This is a genomic window from Desemzia sp. FAM 23990 (genome assembly GCF_045528485.1).
In the GTDB taxonomy this organism is placed as follows: domain Bacteria; phylum Bacillota; class Bacilli; order Lactobacillales; family Carnobacteriaceae; genus Desemzia.
The window spans coordinates 57794-74037 of sequence record NZ_JBGQQW010000007.1 but is presented as its reverse complement, the minus strand read 5'-3'; the positions used below and the strand labels follow the sequence as shown (position 1 = coordinate 74037).

The 16244-nt window shown below is 38.5% G+C and carries 32 protein-coding genes; all 32 read left to right on the top strand.

Annotation, left to right across the window (positions count from 1 at the left end):
- The 32 genes from ACEN4I_RS04420 (at position 1) to ACEN4I_RS04265 (ending at position 16235) form a co-directional block, all read left to right on the top strand.
- Complete coding sequence (locus tag ACEN4I_RS04420; RefSeq protein WP_407127638.1) at positions 1-774, top strand: phage antirepressor KilAC domain-containing protein; 774 nt, start codon at positions 1-3, stop codon at positions 772-774.
- A 2-nt stretch (positions 775-776) separates the two neighbouring features.
- Positions 777-1073: a DUF771 domain-containing protein gene (locus tag ACEN4I_RS04415; RefSeq protein WP_407127637.1), complete on the top strand. Its 297-nt coding sequence runs from the start codon at positions 777-779 to the stop codon at positions 1071-1073.
- Positions 1074-1077: 4 nt separating this feature from the next.
- The gene (locus ACEN4I_RS04410) at positions 1078-1290 is read left to right on the top strand and encodes a hypothetical protein (protein ID WP_407127635.1); all 213 of its coding nucleotides are present in this window, start codon (positions 1078-1080) and stop codon (positions 1288-1290) included.
- Between the two features lie 5 nt (positions 1291-1295).
- Positions 1296-1421, top strand: a complete 126-nt coding sequence (locus ACEN4I_RS04405; RefSeq protein ID WP_407127633.1) for a hypothetical protein — start codon at positions 1296-1298, stop codon at positions 1419-1421.
- Between the two features lie 20 nt (positions 1422-1441).
- Complete coding sequence (locus tag ACEN4I_RS04400) at positions 1442-1588, top strand: hypothetical protein (RefSeq protein WP_407127631.1); 147 nt, start codon at positions 1442-1444, stop codon at positions 1586-1588.
- A complete protein-coding gene (locus tag ACEN4I_RS04395; protein ID WP_407127629.1) occupies positions 1588-1881 on the top strand; it encodes a hypothetical protein in 294 nt (97 codons plus the stop codon). The genes ACEN4I_RS04400 and ACEN4I_RS04395 overlap by 1 nt, the downstream gene beginning before the upstream one ends.
- 65 nt (positions 1882-1946) lie before the next feature.
- On the top strand, positions 1947-3983 hold the full coding sequence (locus ACEN4I_RS04390; RefSeq protein WP_407127627.1) for an AAA family ATPase: 2037 nt from the start codon (positions 1947-1949) through the stop codon (positions 3981-3983).
- Positions 3984-3985: 2 nt separating this feature from the next.
- Positions 3986-4909: a recombinase RecT gene (locus ACEN4I_RS04385; RefSeq protein WP_407127625.1), complete on the top strand. Its 924-nt coding sequence runs from the start codon at positions 3986-3988 to the stop codon at positions 4907-4909.
- Positions 4909-5604 carry an MBL fold metallo-hydrolase gene (locus ACEN4I_RS04380; protein WP_407127623.1) on the top strand — a complete coding sequence of 232 codons (696 nt, stop codon included), beginning with the start codon at positions 4909-4911 and terminating at the stop codon, positions 5602-5604. The genes ACEN4I_RS04385 and ACEN4I_RS04380 overlap by 1 nt, the downstream gene beginning before the upstream one ends.
- A 45-nt stretch (positions 5605-5649) precedes the next feature.
- Positions 5650-6471: a Lin1244/Lin1753 domain-containing protein gene (locus ACEN4I_RS04375; protein WP_407127621.1), complete on the top strand. Its 822-nt coding sequence runs from the start codon at positions 5650-5652 to the stop codon at positions 6469-6471.
- A 2-nt stretch (positions 6472-6473) separates the two neighbouring features.
- Positions 6474-6707: a hypothetical protein gene (locus ACEN4I_RS04370; RefSeq protein ID WP_407127619.1), complete on the top strand. Its 234-nt coding sequence runs from the start codon at positions 6474-6476 to the stop codon at positions 6705-6707.
- Positions 6708-6802: 95 nt separating this feature from the next.
- The gene (locus tag ACEN4I_RS04365; protein ID WP_407127617.1) at positions 6803-7057 is read left to right on the top strand and encodes a hypothetical protein; all 255 of its coding nucleotides are present in this window, start codon (positions 6803-6805) and stop codon (positions 7055-7057) included.
- On the top strand, positions 7054-7446 hold the full coding sequence (locus tag ACEN4I_RS04360) for a YopX family protein (protein WP_407127615.1): 393 nt from the start codon (positions 7054-7056) through the stop codon (positions 7444-7446). Before ACEN4I_RS04365 ends, ACEN4I_RS04360 begins: the two co-directional genes overlap by 4 nt.
- A complete protein-coding gene (locus ACEN4I_RS04355) occupies positions 7433-7963 on the top strand; it encodes a YopX family protein (RefSeq protein ID WP_407127613.1) in 531 nt (176 codons plus the stop codon). Before ACEN4I_RS04360 ends, ACEN4I_RS04355 begins: the two co-directional genes overlap by 14 nt.
- Positions 7950-8414 carry a YopX family protein gene (locus ACEN4I_RS04350; RefSeq protein ID WP_407127611.1) on the top strand — a complete coding sequence of 155 codons (465 nt, stop codon included), beginning with the start codon at positions 7950-7952 and terminating at the stop codon, positions 8412-8414. Before ACEN4I_RS04355 ends, ACEN4I_RS04350 begins: the two co-directional genes overlap by 14 nt.
- Positions 8415-8419: 5 nt before the next feature.
- Positions 8420-8887 carry an SAM-dependent methyltransferase gene (locus ACEN4I_RS04345; protein WP_407127609.1) on the top strand — a complete coding sequence of 156 codons (468 nt, stop codon included), beginning with the start codon at positions 8420-8422 and terminating at the stop codon, positions 8885-8887.
- Entirely contained in the window at positions 8884-9171 is a 288-nt protein-coding gene (locus tag ACEN4I_RS04340; protein ID WP_407127607.1) for a hypothetical protein, read from the top strand. Before ACEN4I_RS04345 ends, ACEN4I_RS04340 begins: the two co-directional genes overlap by 4 nt.
- A complete protein-coding gene (locus ACEN4I_RS04335) occupies positions 9168-9365 on the top strand; it encodes a DUF6877 family protein (protein ID WP_407127605.1) in 198 nt (65 codons plus the stop codon). Before ACEN4I_RS04340 ends, ACEN4I_RS04335 begins: the two co-directional genes overlap by 4 nt.
- Positions 9362-9556, top strand: a complete 195-nt coding sequence (locus tag ACEN4I_RS04330) for a hypothetical protein (protein WP_407127604.1) — start codon at positions 9362-9364, stop codon at positions 9554-9556. Before ACEN4I_RS04335 ends, ACEN4I_RS04330 begins: the two co-directional genes overlap by 4 nt.
- Positions 9557-9751: 195 nt before the next feature.
- The gene (locus ACEN4I_RS04325) at positions 9752-10045 is read left to right on the top strand and encodes a hypothetical protein (RefSeq protein WP_407127602.1); all 294 of its coding nucleotides are present in this window, start codon (positions 9752-9754) and stop codon (positions 10043-10045) included.
- Positions 10042-10230, top strand: a complete 189-nt coding sequence (locus tag ACEN4I_RS04320) for a hypothetical protein (RefSeq protein ID WP_407127601.1) — start codon at positions 10042-10044, stop codon at positions 10228-10230. Before ACEN4I_RS04325 ends, ACEN4I_RS04320 begins: the two co-directional genes overlap by 4 nt.
- Positions 10231-10544: 314 nt before the next feature.
- A complete protein-coding gene (locus ACEN4I_RS04315; RefSeq protein WP_407127600.1) occupies positions 10545-11000 on the top strand; it encodes a hypothetical protein in 456 nt (151 codons plus the stop codon).
- Between the two features lie 24 nt (positions 11001-11024).
- Complete coding sequence (locus ACEN4I_RS04310) at positions 11025-11270, top strand: hypothetical protein (protein WP_407127598.1); 246 nt, start codon at positions 11025-11027, stop codon at positions 11268-11270.
- The gene (locus ACEN4I_RS04305; protein WP_407127596.1) at positions 11267-11455 is read left to right on the top strand and encodes a hypothetical protein; all 189 of its coding nucleotides are present in this window, start codon (positions 11267-11269) and stop codon (positions 11453-11455) included. The genes ACEN4I_RS04310 and ACEN4I_RS04305 overlap by 4 nt, the downstream gene beginning before the upstream one ends.
- Entirely contained in the window at positions 11452-11970 is a 519-nt protein-coding gene (locus ACEN4I_RS04300) for a Holliday junction resolvase RecU (RefSeq protein ID WP_407127594.1), read from the top strand. The genes ACEN4I_RS04305 and ACEN4I_RS04300 overlap by 4 nt, the downstream gene beginning before the upstream one ends.
- 16 nt (positions 11971-11986) lie before the next feature.
- Positions 11987-12220: a hypothetical protein gene (locus tag ACEN4I_RS04295; RefSeq protein ID WP_230523541.1), complete on the top strand. Its 234-nt coding sequence runs from the start codon at positions 11987-11989 to the stop codon at positions 12218-12220.
- Positions 12220-12969 carry a hypothetical protein gene (locus ACEN4I_RS04290; RefSeq protein ID WP_407127592.1) on the top strand — a complete coding sequence of 250 codons (750 nt, stop codon included), beginning with the start codon at positions 12220-12222 and terminating at the stop codon, positions 12967-12969. Before ACEN4I_RS04295 ends, ACEN4I_RS04290 begins: the two co-directional genes overlap by 1 nt.
- Positions 12966-13442, top strand: a complete 477-nt coding sequence (gene ssb / locus ACEN4I_RS04285; protein ID WP_407127590.1) for a single-stranded DNA-binding protein — start codon at positions 12966-12968, stop codon at positions 13440-13442. The genes ACEN4I_RS04290 and ssb overlap by 4 nt, the downstream gene beginning before the upstream one ends.
- Before the next feature lie 23 nt (positions 13443-13465).
- Entirely contained in the window at positions 13466-13660 is a 195-nt protein-coding gene (locus ACEN4I_RS04280) for a hypothetical protein (protein ID WP_230523538.1), read from the top strand.
- Positions 13661-13763: 103 nt separating this feature from the next.
- Positions 13764-14309, top strand: coding sequence for a sigma-70 family RNA polymerase sigma factor (locus ACEN4I_RS04275; RefSeq protein ID WP_407127588.1), 546 nt, complete (start codon positions 13764-13766; stop codon positions 14307-14309).
- Positions 14310-14527: 218 nt separating this feature from the next.
- A complete protein-coding gene (locus ACEN4I_RS04270; protein ID WP_407127586.1) occupies positions 14528-14968 on the top strand; it encodes a terminase small subunit in 441 nt (146 codons plus the stop codon).
- On the top strand, positions 14958-16235 hold the full coding sequence (locus tag ACEN4I_RS04265) for a PBSX family phage terminase large subunit (protein WP_230523535.1): 1278 nt from the start codon (positions 14958-14960) through the stop codon (positions 16233-16235). The genes ACEN4I_RS04270 and ACEN4I_RS04265 overlap by 11 nt, the downstream gene beginning before the upstream one ends.
- The last annotated feature ends 9 nt before the right edge of the window (positions 16236-16244 follow it).

The following is a 16244-nucleotide window of genomic DNA, read 5'->3' as shown; positions in this document are numbered from 1 at the left end:
ATGCATCTGTTGTCTGTTAGTTCAGCTCCAACAATCGATTCAAGAGAAGTAGCTAAAATGGTCGGCAAGGAACACAGTAAGTTGTTGAGAGATATTCGAAACTATGCTGATTATCTAGCCGAGGCCAAAATTGGATTGGGCGATTTCTTTCTTGAATCGAGTTATTACGACGCCAACAATCAGCCGAGATTATGCTATTTACTAACTAAACAAGGTTGCCAAATGGTGGCCAATAAATTGACTGGAAAAAAAGGTGTCATTTTTACAGCTTTATATGTTCAACGTTTCAACGAAATGGAAAACAAGCTTGCTGTTGCTCATTTAGATTCTTACATGATTGAGGATCCGGTAAAAAGAGCGGAGAAATGGATTGAAGAACAAAGAGTAGTCCAACAGTTGGCTGAAAAGAACGAAGTTCAGGCCCAGCTAATTGCTGAATATGAACCGAGGATCAGTTACCTAGACACTATTTTAGATTCAAAAGGCCTGTTGGCCATTAGTCAAATAGCTGCAGATTACGGCATGTCTCCTCAACAATTAAATAAGGTCCTGCATGATCAACGTGTGCAGCACAAAGTAGGCGGGCAATGGATCCTGTACAAAGACCACATGAACAAAGGCTACACTAAATCGCAAACTATCAACATCACACGTACTGACGGCAGGCAAGAAGCAAAAATGAATACCAAATGGACCCAGAAAGGGCGCTTGTTTATTCATGACATTTTAAAAAACATCGGCGTTACCGCCTTAATGGACAGAGAGGAGCAATAAATATGCAACAGCTTGAAGCGGTAGTCAACATTCAAATTCCTGATCATTTGGTGCTGGTAGAAAAAGCGGAACTCAGAGAACTAAAAGAGGCGGAAGAGTCCAGCATAGGAGACATGAAATGGCTTTTGAAAGAAACGGCAACAAAGAGCCCACAAACCATCAAAGAGAAGCTGCTTTACCCATTTCGTGACGAGTTGGAGCAATTTGTGACTTACCCGGATAGCGGAGAACATTGGAAGTTCAATAAGTTTCCGATGCGCCGATGGCTGCAGCAGAATTATAAAAAAGTCTGGGGGTAATCACATGCATAAAAAAGTTGAACGTATTTCGCCAATCAGCGAAGAAACGAAAGATAAATTATTCTGGTCTAGTCAGTCTCATAATTTCGCGAAATCTAACAAGTTTGGTAAAAAGTTTAGTCAATACCTGCAGGAGAAAGAACGAGAACTTGAAAATGCTCGATTAAAAATCAGCGAAGCAATAAAAGAAGCTGATGAAAATGAAAAGTGGGGGTGACGGTTATGAAAAAAAGCATTACTGAGTTTTTCGGGCTGGAAGAGGACGAAATAGAATCGAAAGAGGTTTTAGTTGCGGGAAGCAGCTTGGTTTTGGCTATGGGAATTATATTTCTACCGATGTTTATGTAAATAAAAGGGAGGTTAGGAACATGGGAATGAATGCGAAAGAAGAAAAAGCTTTTAAAGAACTCAAAAATGATTTGTACAACTATCCAGAAATGATCATGATCACAGTTTCAAGAAAAGATTTAGAGTTAGTCATTAATTATTTGGAAAAAGAAAAGGGGGAAAAATAATGAATGAAACAAGAGTTGAGCACAAACTAAACGAAGACGAATCAATTAGTAGAATGCTTGCGATGGTAGAAAATTATGATCCTAAGCAAGAAACAATGGTAGTTATTAAAGTTAGCGGTTCTTTATTTTCTTCAAATACATCAGTCGGTAGCAGCGTAGATTCAAAGCACCTAGTAGGTTTGTTGCATACGTTACATGTATTGGGAGAACAATCTTTAAAAGGAGTAAGAGATAAAGATCCACTGATGGCCAATTTGATTGCATCGTTAGTTGAAGAACAAAAAAACAGCTGATGCGTCAACATCAGCGTCAAAACAAAACTTATTTACATTATTTTACCACATCGGAGGCAAAAAAAATGAAACAAATTAAACTAAAAAAAATGAGCATTCGCAATTTTAAAGGATTTCAAAGATTAGACATCGGCTTCGGTGGATCCGACACACAAATTTACGGGGACAACGCTACAGGAAAAACAAGTATTTTCGATGCATTTACTTTCTGTTTGTTCGGTAAAGACAGCCATGATTCTACTGATTTCGCCTGGAAACCTTTAGATAAAAGCAATAAACAAATTAATCACCTAGAAACTGAAGTTGAACTTGTGCTGGATGAAGACGGCAAAGAATTGACTCTATCCCGCATGACAGCAGAAAAATGGACCAAAAAAAGAGGGGTCAACACAGAAACGTTTCAAGGGCATGAAACTACTTATCGAATAGATGGTGTGCAGACTACTCAAAAAAAGTTTAAAGAACGTATAGATCAATTTATTAGTGAGGATTTATTTAAACAGCTGACCAATGTTTATTACGTGGCTGAAACGATGAAAGCTAAAGATCGACGGGAAATGCTATTCAACCTGGTAGGTGACTTCACGGATGAAGAGGTCATCAAATCAGAAAAAGAACTAAAACCGTTGTTGAAAATTCTAAATGGTCACAGCGTAGATGATAAGCGTTCGCTAATCATTGAAGAACGACGAAAAATCAATAAAGATTTGGACAGCATTCCTAATCGAATTGATGAAGTCGATCGTTCTATCCCTGATTTGAGTAGCTTCGACAAAGAAAGTTTGCAACAAGAAATAGATGAAATTGACAAAAAAAATGAGAAGCTAGAGGAAAAAGTTTCCGGGATTCGGAACGGAAATGCAGCTACTGATTTAAGGGCTGAAATCAATACCAAAAAATCTGAATTAGAGTTAGCCATAAGCAAATATCAAGTGGAGCAATACGCAAAAGTTGAAGGCTTGCAAAAAGAGCAACAACAACTTTACGACGAAGCGATGGGTAGAAATCAGGTTGTAGGAGAAATTGAATCATCGTTAAGAGCGGATGAAAATGCAGTTATTGAAGAAACGTCTTTAGTCGAAGAGGTTAAGCGCAAGCAAGCAGCGCTCAGAACTGAATTTCTAACAGTACGTGATGACATTTTCCCTTCTTTTGATGAACACAAAACAAGTTGTCAATTTTGCGGACAAGATTATCCACTTGAAAAACAACAGGAAATCAAAGCTACGTATGAAGAGGAGCGCAAAGCTTTCAATATTAAAAAAGCTGCAAAATTAGAAAATATTAATAGCCAGGGCGTTGATTTGAACCTTCAAGTCTCTTTAGCTAATGAAAGAATAGCCTCTTTAGAAGAAAACGCAAGAGCAACGAAAAAAGCGTTAGAACTAGCTATTAAGGCGCGCGACGAAGTAAAAGCGAAACACGAGAGTGTAAAAGCTGAAATCAAAGAAATTCAAGCTAAACAAGATCCGTTTGAAGCTACGGATGCTTATAGCGCGATAATAGATGATTTAAATCAATTGAATGAAAAGTTGGATAACATTAGTAAATCGAGTGAGCAAGAACTTGAAAAATACCGTATCGATATTTCTAATCAAAAAAACAAACGATATGTCATTGAGGACCAACTTTACCAATTCAAACTAGCTGCTAACCAGGAGAAACGGAAACAAGAATTGATTGATCAAGAAAAAACGTTATCGATTCGTTTTGGTGAATTAGAAGATCAACTTTATCTATTGGATCAATTCACAAGAGCCAAAGTAAATCTGCTGACAGAGCGCATCAATAGTCAATTTAAATTCGTTCACTTCAAATTGTTTGAAGAGCAAATCAACGGCGGATTGAAAGAAGTGTGTGAGCCTACTGTAAACGGTGTTCCTTACAGCAGCGGGTTAAATAGTGCAGCAAGAATCAATGCAGGTATCGACATTATTAATGCTATCAGCCGATTAGAAGGAGTCACAGTACCTCTGTTTATTGATAACAGCGAAAGCGTTACGCAGCTTCTTGATACAGAAGCTCAAACCGTTCAAATGTATGTTGCGGAAGGCGTCGATAAATTAAAAATCGAAACTAAAATCACTGAAGGAGTTGTTTAAAAATGTCTAATGAAATGGCTTTGCTTCAAAAAGATATAACTGATCACGTTAGTGGAAAATTGAGCGAACTAGAAAGTACCGGATTGAATTTTCCGCCCAACTATAATCCTCAAAACGCTTTAAAAAGCGCGTTTTTCAAACTTCAGGAAACGAAAGATCGAAAGGATAACCCAGCGTTGAGTGTTTGCACAACAGACTCGATAGCTAACGCACTTTTAGACATGGTGGTCCAGGGGTTGAGCCCTGCTAAAACTCAATGCTATTTTATCGTTTACGGAAATACATTGAAGCTGAATCGGTCTTACTTTGGAACTCAAGCGGTTCTTAAGAGATTGAAAGGTGTTAAAGATATCTGGGCGAACGTTATTTACGACGCTGATGAGTTTGTAATGGCTATTGAAAAAGGTAAAGAAGTTTTGATCAAACACGAGACAAAATTTGAAAATCGAGACGGCGGCATTAAAGGTGTTTACTGCATCATTGAAAAAGAAGACGGCGCGCAAGAATTGACCGTCATGACAAAAAAAGAAGTTGAAGCAGCGTGGAGCCAATCGAAAACTGGGCAATCTGTCCATAAAAAATTTCCTCAAGAAATGGCCAAGAGAACGGTCATCAACCGTGCAGCTAAAAACATTATTAACACCAGCGACGACAGCGACTTACTGATCGAAGCTATTAACAACACTACTGACAGCGAGTTTGAACCGAGTGAAAGAAAACATGTCGATGAAGCTGAAATTGTTCAAGACGAAGTTGATCAAAATGCAAATCAACGAGTTCTTGATTTCGATACGATACCAGAAGAGAGAGTCGTACCTACTAAAGTTAGAGAAGTTGAACCCATTTATGAAGAAGTGTCTAAAGGGACAGACGAAGAGCAAGGGCGATTATTCGACAGCTTAGCTGAGATGGAGCCGAACTTCTAATGGAGATAATAAGTTTCGGGTCCGATAGCTCGGGAAACTCATATCTTATCACTTCTGGAGGGCGTTCGCTTTTATTAGAAGCCGGGGTTCCGTTAAAAAAACTACACGGCATTGATTGGTCATCGGTTGATGCTTGCTTAATTACGCATGAACATGGTGATCACACTAAATATGCAAAAGATTTGCTGAAACGTACCGGAATTGACCTGTATTTAAGCGCAGGGACGCAAGAGGTTCTCGAAATAAGTAGTTATCGTATCAAAACGTTAAAAGCGCTCACGAAGCAAAATATCGGCTCTTGGACGGTGCTTCCATTCGATGTACAACATGATGTAAATGAACCGCTTGGTTTTTTGATTCAAGCGCCAGGCGGAGAAAAAATATTATTTGCCACTGACACTTACTACATCAAGTACCAGTTTCCAGGAGTCACTCATTTGATGATTGAATGCAATTACGCGATGGACATCCTTAAGAAAAACGTCGAATCAGGGCGCCTAGGAGCGTTTTTAAGCAATCGGGTTATAAAGTCCCATTTCGAGTTGAACAACGTCAAGAAGTTTATCCAAACGAATGATTTGAGCCAGTTGCAAGAGGTTTGGCTGCTGCATTTATCCAATGGAAATTCGGATGAAAAAAGATTTAAACGAGAAATACAAGAAATAACAGGAACACCTGTATATATCGCTGAATAGGAGATAAAAGAATGACTGGATTTACGGAAGGAACGGAGGCACATGATGGCAAAAGAAGCGTACTACTTTTCTCATGACAATAATGCCAGGAGAGATCCTAAAATACTGGCGCTACGGTCTAAGTATGGAAATGAAGGGTATGCGTGGTATTGGATTCTAATAGAAATGTTGTCGGAGCAGGAAGGTTATATGATGGAGCACAAGAGTTGGAGCTACTACGGCATCGCGATGGAAATGATGTGCGAAGCCGATAAAGCTGAACAATTCATTAACAGCCTCATCAATGACTATGAACTCCTTTCTTCCGACGGCAGTCATTTCTGGAGTGAATCACTACTTAGACGTATGGGAATCAAAGAGGAAAAACGGAAAAAGAAAGTCGAAGCAGGCAGAAAAGGTGCTAAAAAAAGATGGGGAGACAATGGTGCTGCAAGCAAACCTGTAGCTGAAGAGAAAAAAGAAAGTTCAGCTGATGAAAAAAAGGAAACTGACTATAAATTTCCTAAAGCTGTCGCTTTTTTTGAAACCAATCTTAAACAAAATGCTAACCCGATCGCTAAACCAATTATAGAAAGTATTGAGTATTGGTGCGAATCGCTGAATGAAGAGATGGTCACAGAAGCTATGAAGAGGGCTGTTCTGAATCAAAAAACATTCAGATATGCAGAAGGTATACTAAAAGATTGGTCTAAAAGAAATATCAACACGATGGATCTGGTTCATCTGGATGACGAGGACTATTCTAAACAAAAAGGAGTAACCGGAAATCCCGAGAATGACCAGAGTAACGAACGGATTCACATAAACACAGAACCACCTGATTGGGCTCAGCCGGAATATTTATCCAGGAATGGACAGGAGGAATAAAGATGGAATTACATTATTACAAAGCGGTCAGAATTGAGACTCTGCCTCCGTATGAAGAATATGATTTTGCTAAAGGATTAGCTGGTTACAAACGAAAATTAAGCATAGCTTGTGTGACGGTTCATGGACTGAAGTATTTAGGCTTCGGAACAGCTGAGGACGTTTATATTCCAGGAAAGAGCAAACCCGGGAAAATTGTTAAAGCTTCGTATGGTGGCAACGGGGATAGATTTTGAGTAAGGACGTATACCAATGTTAGAAACGATTCAAATTATTAACTGTATAGTGCTCCTTTTATTCATAGTAGCGGGTCTAAATTGGAGGGGAAAAGATGAGTAAACACTCTTGGCATATAACTAGAAAAGGTGAGGAACCTAATGTGGTCAGACATTACAAGTGGTTGACTAAGATGTATTTGTTTATCTTGAGAAACCCATCGATGTTCGGCGAAAGAAAGTTGACAGTCTATGATAACTGCAAAAAGGTTGCTGACATTAGCTGGAGAGAGGTTGTTGAGCAAGTAAACAGCGGAATTAAAGAAGGAGAAGCTAGAAAATTACTAAAGGAAGCAGGAGAAAAATCATGAGACCGATCAAGTTTAAAGCGTGGGATATATTGAATAGAAATATGCATGAAGTTTATCGTATAAATTTCAGTGACCGCATAACTGTTGATAGCAAATTATTCGAAAATGACACAAGATTTTTAACACTCGAGAATGCTATTTTGCTTCAATACACCGAGTTAAAAGATAAAAATGGTAAAACCTACTGTCAAGATGATTGGGTCAAATACAAAAACAACATCTACCGTCTAATTCGAGGGAGCTACGGATTTGGTTTGATTGGTTTTTGTGAATCACCCCGAGATAATCCGACCGACTTTTTCGCAGAGGGTGCATACCTTGAAGGTGAAATAGTTGGAAACATTCACGAAAATCCTGAATATTTGGAGGGAAATCATGAGAGAAATTAAAGTCAGAGGTAAACGCCTAGATAATAACGAATGGGTCTACGGTGTTCCAATTAAGAATAGTTTTGGGAAAGCACATTTGATTTGTATAGCCACAATTGATCAATTAGGTTACCCGATGGAAAGATTGCATGAGTTCTGTTTTGAGGTTGACCATCACACAGTCGGCCAATATATAGGGCGCAAAAACGAAGGGGACGAGGATGTTTTTGAATTTGATGTAGCATCAGTCATTCTTCAAGATCATGTGTTTGGATTTTACAGAGAGACTGAATACATCGGAATAGTGAAATACGATGAAACCGAATGCGTGTACTGCCTTGATTTAATCAAACCTCCATCAAGTGGAGGAGAACAAATCCCAAGAGAAATTGATGGTATTCCTGTTTTTACTGAAGACGACTATGAAACTAATAGGTTTTATTTTAGTGAAAATATTATACAAGAAGATATCCATATTTTAGGGAATATTTATGATAATCCTGAATTGCTGGGGGGGAGAAACCATGAGACAGATTAAAGTCAGAGGTAAGTCACTAATAACAAGAAATTGGGTTTACGGAACATACATCGAAGGTTACATCATCAGCGGATTTTTAGACGCTACCAGCGAATACATCACTATCGAAAGATGGGAACCGGTGGATCCGGAAACTGTCGGTCAGTTTACCGGTATTAAAGATAAGAATGGCGTCGAAATCTATGAAGGCGATCCAATAATCGCTTCCTGGGGTATCAAGTATAATAAAGAATATAAACCAGTCTCCATTTACAAAGGTGTAGTCAAGTTTGGAGAGTATGAACAAGATGGTAGTGGGGGAGAATATGGAGGTGCCAAGGTCATTGGTTTTTATGGAGATTTTCATTCTGGAGCCGATTCTGATGAAAAGTTTGCAGAATTGAGCAGCTGGGCTTATGAGAAGGAACAATCTTTATTGAAGTTTGATGAAATTGAAGTCGTTGGGGGATGATAGGGTTGAAGAGAGTTTTAGATCCTTGCTGCGGCAGTAGGATGTTTCATTTCGATAAACAAAATGAGGATATTTTGTTTATGGACAACCGTACTTACTACGAGGAATTAGAAACTGGGCACGTAGTAAACATTTCTCCTGATGTGGTTGGTGACTTTAGAAAAATGCCTTTTGAAGATGACTCTTTTTACCTAGTAGTATTCGATCCACCACATCTGCTAAGAGCAGGACCTAAATCATGGCTTGCCAAGAAATATGGAAAGTTAAATCCAGATACATGGCAAGAAGATTTAGGTAAAGGATTCAACGAATGTATGAGAGTTTTGAAACCGAATGGAACATTGGTTTTCAAGTGGAATGAGGACCAGGTAAAACTGAAAGATGTTCTGGCCACAACGAGCTACAAGCCTTTGTTTGGTAATAAGAGAAGTAAAACACATTGGCTAGTATTTATGAAGGAGGCCAAACAATGAAAGAAGTTTACGTCGTTTTTAAAACACAAAAAGATGGATCAAATACATTGCACGATGTTTTTGAAAGCGAGAAATCAGCTGAACGCAGTGTACGAGGTATAGTGACAAGGTATAAAAATCATCGCTCCATCACCGGAGGTTTCTACGAGAAATATAGACGTGATTCCATTACCGAAAAAGATTTAGAAGGGTTGATGGTATTTGGTTGGGGCGGCTACTTGGAAGAAAAATACAAACGTGGCCAGAACTCTTATTTCAAAAGTGGAAAGTGGGTGCGCGGGTGAGTTATGCAGCTGATATATTGTCTGCTTTAAAAAATGTGCCTAATGACATCTCAATAAAAGTATTAGCCGATATTAACCAGCGTATCAATGATTGGTTGGCTAGTGGTGGAAAAGATGATGATCCGTATATTATGCAGCAGGTGCGGTTTGCTGAGAATGTAGCGAAGAGATTTGGGAGGGGAGATACAGAATGAGTCAAAAAGCCTATTTAGAAGTTGAATCCGGAAAGATTTACACGGTTGTTCCTTATTCAAATGAAGCAGTCTACATTTCATGGGTTGAAAAACCTTATGAACTAGATGGTGGTTCTATCACTAAAGACTATCTTCAACTACTCATAAAAAAAGGAGCATGGATAGAGCTCGAGAAGGACGGTGCAGAATGAAACAACCTGTAAAGTATATACAACCTGTCTACCTTCCAAAATGCGATAGCTGTGGTAGTAATATCATACCACCAGAGAAGCATTACTTCGTAGCAATTGATGATCATGATCCAACAGATGTCAGAATTGTCCATCGAGAATGTTATTCACGAAATCAGACGTATTGGGCGAGGGAAGAATACGAGGAGGCGCGAAATGATAAAAGGTACTAGTAAATTCGATTACTCAATATTTTATGGAGAGTGGGGTAACTGGGCTGGATTTAACAAGCAAAAATATTCTAAAGAAGAAGCAATAAATGCTTGGAAAAATGAAGTGTTTGGAGAAGATGTGCCTTATATAGTAGAGGATGCTTTCGCTAGACATAGAGCCGGTAGTTCTGATGGACAACCTGTGGTCGGTTGGTGGTTAGAGCAGGAAGAATATAAAACTTCTGTTCCTGTTTGGTCAATAAGAAAGAAACAACCTCGGGAGGGTGGCGCGGAATGAAATTGCTTAAAATGGTAGCTGCCAATTTGTATAAAGTAGCAGTTAGGTTGATTAAATTAATGAAATCAGACCGATTTGAAAGTGTTTTAGAATCGAGCCCAGAAAGAAAGGAAAAGTTATCTGCATTCGAAAAAATGATTGAAGAAACAAACAGGAGTATTCAAAAAAAAGATGGTGCAGAATGAGAGTGTTGCTAGAACTATTTTTGTTTCTGTCAAGCGGATTAGCTTTTATGTATTACGGAGGGATATCTTATGACACACATGGGATGATTTTTACGGGTTTTATTTCAGCGTTTCTTTTATACAGTTTGGAAAGAGAATTGAAAAAGATAAAGGAAGGTGCGGAATGAAAAGCGATGACTATTACTGGTTAAGAAATAGTTCAATTATACAGTTTGACACAATGAAATTGAGTGAAAATTTCGTTCGTAGAATCTGCAGCAGACCTAAAAGAAAACGAACAAAGAAGAAATGCAAAAAGTAAGAGGTGATGTCATATGTTATATGTATTTAAGACTACGAGAGTTGGATTTAATGAGCAAATGAACATTGGTGACATCATTGATTACGAGAAAAGTAAATATATTGTCATCCAGATACTTAATACATCAGTTAAAGTTTTTCGAGATCCTAAAGTTATCAGTGAAGTTGTTTGTCAAAAAATAGGAGAAGTGAATACAGCACACAAATATATAAAACATTTTACTTTTACCGAGAAATACAACATCGCGAAGAAAGCAGAATTCGGAAGTTTGAAAATTTATAAAGTTGGTGAAGTCGTTTTTGATGGTGAGACAGTTGTGAAAATCAACGGGATTGAAAAATTTTCCTACGAATTTGTTGATTTGGTAATAACTTACGAAGCTGAGGTAGTTCAACCCTGGGCCGATTATGAAATCAATCAAGCTATCAAAGCGAATAGAATATCTAAGTTCAAGGTTATATCGAGCTAAAAAATAGATGGAGGAGAGTATAGAATGAAAATAAATTTTTGGCCCTTTCACAAACATGAGTACGAGATGGTTCAATGGCGATTAGTTCATCATCCTCACTACGAACCATCGAAAAGAATGTTAAGACTTAGATGTAAGTCTTGCGAAAGAGAAATAAATTACTTTCCTAAAAAAGAAAGAGATGTTAACTGGGAAAATAAAAATCGACATTTAGCAGGTTTTTGGCTTGGAAATGAAAAAGTTGCTGAAAGAAAGAAGGATACAGAGTGAGTGAAGAATTCTTAGCAATCGAAGAGGAACGTGGCCGTATCATGGTCACTTCTCTTCGAAATAGTGGTAACGGATACACTGGTCACACGATTGAGATCAGTAAACAAAATTTAATTAATAAGTTGATCGTCTCTGGAGTCTTGGAAGATGGAGAAACTATCTATTTTGAGGAGATAAGAAAATGACGATGGAAACCGGTGGAAGATCTTCAGGAAAAAGAGCAAGGTATAACGGTGAAATATTTGAAAAAGTGATTGAAATAAGCTGCAACTACTATAAAAAAATTGGAGCTGCAGACATTCAAAAAACTCCAGAGCCTATGAGAGTGCTGGCTCCTCTAGATCGAAAAAAAGGAACCTTCAAAGCCTGTTTCGCTAAACAAGCGCAGCCTGACTTCAAAGGGGTGCTTCAAGGTGGTCGAGCTGTCATATTTGAAGCAAAGCACACCGAGAGCAATCGGATTGAGCAAAATCGTCTTACAGATGAACAAGTATGTAACTTTAATAGCCAGTACGAATTGGGAGCCAAATGTTTCGTGTTAGTCTCTTTTCAGATGAAACGATTCTATAAAGTACCTTGGCCAGTATGGGAAGACATGCAAGGGATATTTAAGAAAAAATCAGTTAACGAAAAAGATTTAGTTGAGTACAGAGTAGAGTACAAAGGCAGATTCATCCATTTTTTAAACCAATACGAATAAGCGGAGGAACTTTATCATGGCCAATAAATTAACTGCAGTATTAAACATGGCAAAAGAAATTGGAGCACTCGAATGTCAAATAGAACAGTACAGCATGATGTTGAATAAAGGCAGCGAAAACCCGGCGTCTTCATTGATGCTAGTAACAGCTAAAAAAATAGCTGAAGATCAAAAAGAAAAAGTGTCTACATTTTTAGAGGAAGAAGTTTCAAAAATAAAACTAATCAAATGGGAAGAGGTTGGGGTGTAATGAAAATCACTTTACAAAATGAAGTAACAGGACTGCATTTAATTCTTAAAAAAGAAGGTATGATCGAAGAACAAGCTGTACTAGCTGCTTATGAGCTAGTTTCTGGAAACAAGCGTTTAAAAGAAGACTGTCTAGTGTCGGATGTTGGGTTGCAGAAAAACAACTCTTCAGGAATGAAGATAGATCAATCTATTTCTCAAGCATTTCAAGAAACGAGAGAAGCATGCTTAGATGAATTAAAAGAGTTTGAGGGGCTTTATCCAGGTTATTCTGATGCTAAAAGTGAGCAACTTCCTATTGCAGCTCCGATAAAAACTGGTAAAAAGAATGTTGATCAAGGGAAGCCTAGACCTAGACAAGTGGAGTTTATCAATGCGGGGAATACTCTTTTTACACCGTTAGCAGAAAAATTTGAAGAAGTATTAGCTCGAAAAAACGATATAGTACCAGTTGATAAAGATTCATTGGATGCGTTGAGCTATGCCGTGCCTTTATGGGTAAAAGATAAACACGAAGATGAGCCGTATAAAAAAGTAAATGTTCCAATATTTGTTGATTGTCCATCGTGTGAGTTCGCTGGGAGACAATTCACTTTTAGGGGTAATCGTTATGCTAAATGTAAAGAATGTGGTGAAAAACTCTTCTTAAGACCAGCAGGGAGAGAATGGGGAGAGTTGGATAACGAAGGAAATGAGTATTATGCATCAGCAGTTTATAAAGATAAAGCAGCAGGAGGCGTTAAACAATGATCAATAATGTCGTTTTAGTTGGAAGGCTGACAAAACCTGCAGAATTAAAATATACTTCTGGAGGCACGGCCGTCACTTCTTTTACAGTAGCAGTAAACAGACAATTTACTAACCAAAGCGGAGAACGCGAAGCAGATTTTATCAATTGTGTTGCTTGGAGAAAAACCGCTGAACTAATAGCTCAATATACGCATAAAGGTTCTATGGTCGGGATAGAAGGAAGAATCCAGACACGTTCTTATGATAATCAACAAAGTCAAAAAGTATATGTGACGGAAGTGGTTACGGGTAACGTGACGTTCTTAGACGGAAAAAAAGCAGAAGAGAAGAAAGAAGCGCCTAGTCCTGATAATTACTCAAGTTATCGACAAAACACACCGCAGGCTAAAAATGAGGCGAATTATAACACTAGCACGCCAAATTATAATTCTAGTCACGGGATGGATATCAGCGATGATGACTTACCATTCTAAATGTGACAAGGGAGGGCAAAAACGTGGAATTTGAGAAAATAGATTCAAAAGAATTAGAGAAAATGATAGCAGAAAATGCTATACTTGTAGTAAGCAAAGGAAGCGTTTGGGTTAAAAAACTTCCAGAGTTCGGAGAAACAAAACTTAACCTAGTTTCTCAAAATGGACATGTGCAATACATAGACGACGTGTCTGAAAGTAGAACAAAACTTCAATAAAGCTGTCTGACTAGAGACCCTAGAGGACATTCATTCTTGTACAAATGCGTACAGGGACGAATGTCCTCTTTTTTGTTGTCATTGATGAAAAGGAGGAAATGATATGTGGCATTATGCAGATGAATTGGCAGATGAGTACAAAGGAGGTTTAGAAGCTTTATACATCCAGCGCAACAAATTAAAAGCACAGCTAAAAAAGTGCAAAGATATGAGTTCGAATCAAAAACAGAACGATGTGAGGCTGTTAGGTGGGATGATCAGCGATATGGAATATGCTATCAGTTGGTTAGAGTCGGCGAGAGAACCAGGATCTAAAAGAGGTATTTCTAACCGTTCGCGGTATCAACGAACACAATTATGGGCAGAGATTGACATGTTATCTATGCAAGCCTATCGGATGCAGAGCGAACCAGAAGGCAGAGAACTGACAGCTGAAGAAAACGAAAGAATGGATGAAATTTTATCTATACTTAGCGAGCGAGAAAGGGAAGCTTATAAATGTATTTACGCGGAAGGTCATACATATGCCGAGACTGCTTATTACATGGGAATCAGCCGAGGAGCGACTCAATCACTCATCAATCGAGCTAAAGCTAAAATACAAGACAAACTTGATGCTGGCCAAATTCAAATGGCTTTAAAAATCTAATTCTGTATTACAAAAGACACTTATTATTAGGCGGACCTTCTGACTTCCGCCATTCCTCCTATTCATTCAGCTAGTGAAGCCCATAAGACACACAACAATACAGTATTATAAAGCTTTTCCTTTCGCTAGCTGTTTGTTTTAACCGATGAAATGGATTAATTACCTGGTTCGACTCCAGGCATTGGCATAACTAAAATACATCAAGAAGGTGATGGAAAGTGAGTAAATTAAGAGTACAGTGGAAGAACTTTGCTGATGAGTACATTATCAGCGGAAACATCTATAAATCAGCGCTTAAAGCAGGTTACAGTGAAAACTACGCCAAAGGCAATGCTGCTAAATTGTTAGAAAATGTGAGCGTAAAAGATTACATAGAAGAGCGGCTCGAAGAAATCAAATCTCAAAAGGTGGCTGATCAGCAGGAAATCATGGAGTTTCTGACATCCGTCATGCGTGGAGAAGTATCTGAAGAACAGCTGTTAACAGTCAAAGAGGGTTTTGATGAACACGTCGAGTTGCACACGAAGCATCCTGATGTCAACAATCGAACTAAAGCAGCTCAAATGCTGGGCAAACGATATGCAATGTGGGTTGATAAAGGTGAAGTAGATATTTCCCAACAAATAGTGTTCCAGGGGGAAGATCAACTTGAAGACTAAAAATAATCAAAAAGTGAGTGTTATCATCAATCTTCCTAAAAAAATAGGGAAAGGTTACGGATCCTTTTGGAGGTCCCAAAAGCGTTACCTAGTAGTGAAGGGTGGACGTGGGTCCAAAAAATCTACCACTGCAGCTCAGAAAATTATATACAACATGATGAAATACCCGTTGGCGAACACTTTAGTTCTCCGGCGGTTTTTTAATACACACAAGGATTCGACATACACGCAGCTTAAATGGGCTACTCGTAACTTAGGGGTGGCCCATTTGTGGCATTTTTCAAAAAGTCCGCTAGAAGCAACATACATTCCGACTGGTCAAAAGATTTTATTCAGAGGACTTGATGACCCGGAGTCTATCACATCCATCACAGTAGAAGTTGGGTTTTTATGTTGGGCATGGTTTGAAGAAGTCTTTCAAATAAGGGATGAAGATGCGTTCAACAAAATTGATATGTCTATTCGTGGAGAACTTCCACCAGGGTATTTCAAACAGTTGATCATGACGTTTAACCCTTGGTCAGAGAATCATTGGCTTAAACCGAGGTTCTTTGATGATCCGGATAAAAACACCTTATCGATGACTACGAACTACTTATGCAATGAATTTTTAGGGGACGACGATATTGATATCTTCAAGATGATGAAAAAAAAGAATCCTCGTCGGTACAACATCGAAGGAATGGGTAACTGGGGTATTGCGGATGGTCTGGTTTATGAGAACTGGAAAGAAGAAGAATTCGACTACTCTGTTATCAGTAAGAAGTTGGGTGTTTTCTCTGCATTTGGTCTCGATTTCGGATTTACGAATGACCCTACGGCTTTCATTGCAGCGTTGGTCGATCCGAGGGACGAGAAGATTTACATCTTTGATGAATGGTACAAGCACGGGCAATTGAACAAAGATATCGCTAAACAAATCAAATACATGGGGTATAACAAAGAACGAATCATAGCCGACGGTGCCGCGCCAAAGGATATCGAAGACTTAAAACAAATGGGACTTTCTCGAATAAAAGGATCCGTCAAAGGGAAAGACTCCATCAATCACGGTATCCAAAAAATCCAAGGGTATGAAGTTATTGTACATCCTCGTTGTGAAAATACATTAGTCGAACTGACTAACTACGTTTGGGATAACAAAGATGGATCAGCTATTAACAAACCAATTGATGACTTCAATCATTTGATGGATGCCTTCCGTTATGCGATGGAATCCGTTCCAGTCAAGAAAAAATCATTACTGGATCGCTACAAGACTAGATAATACAGGAGG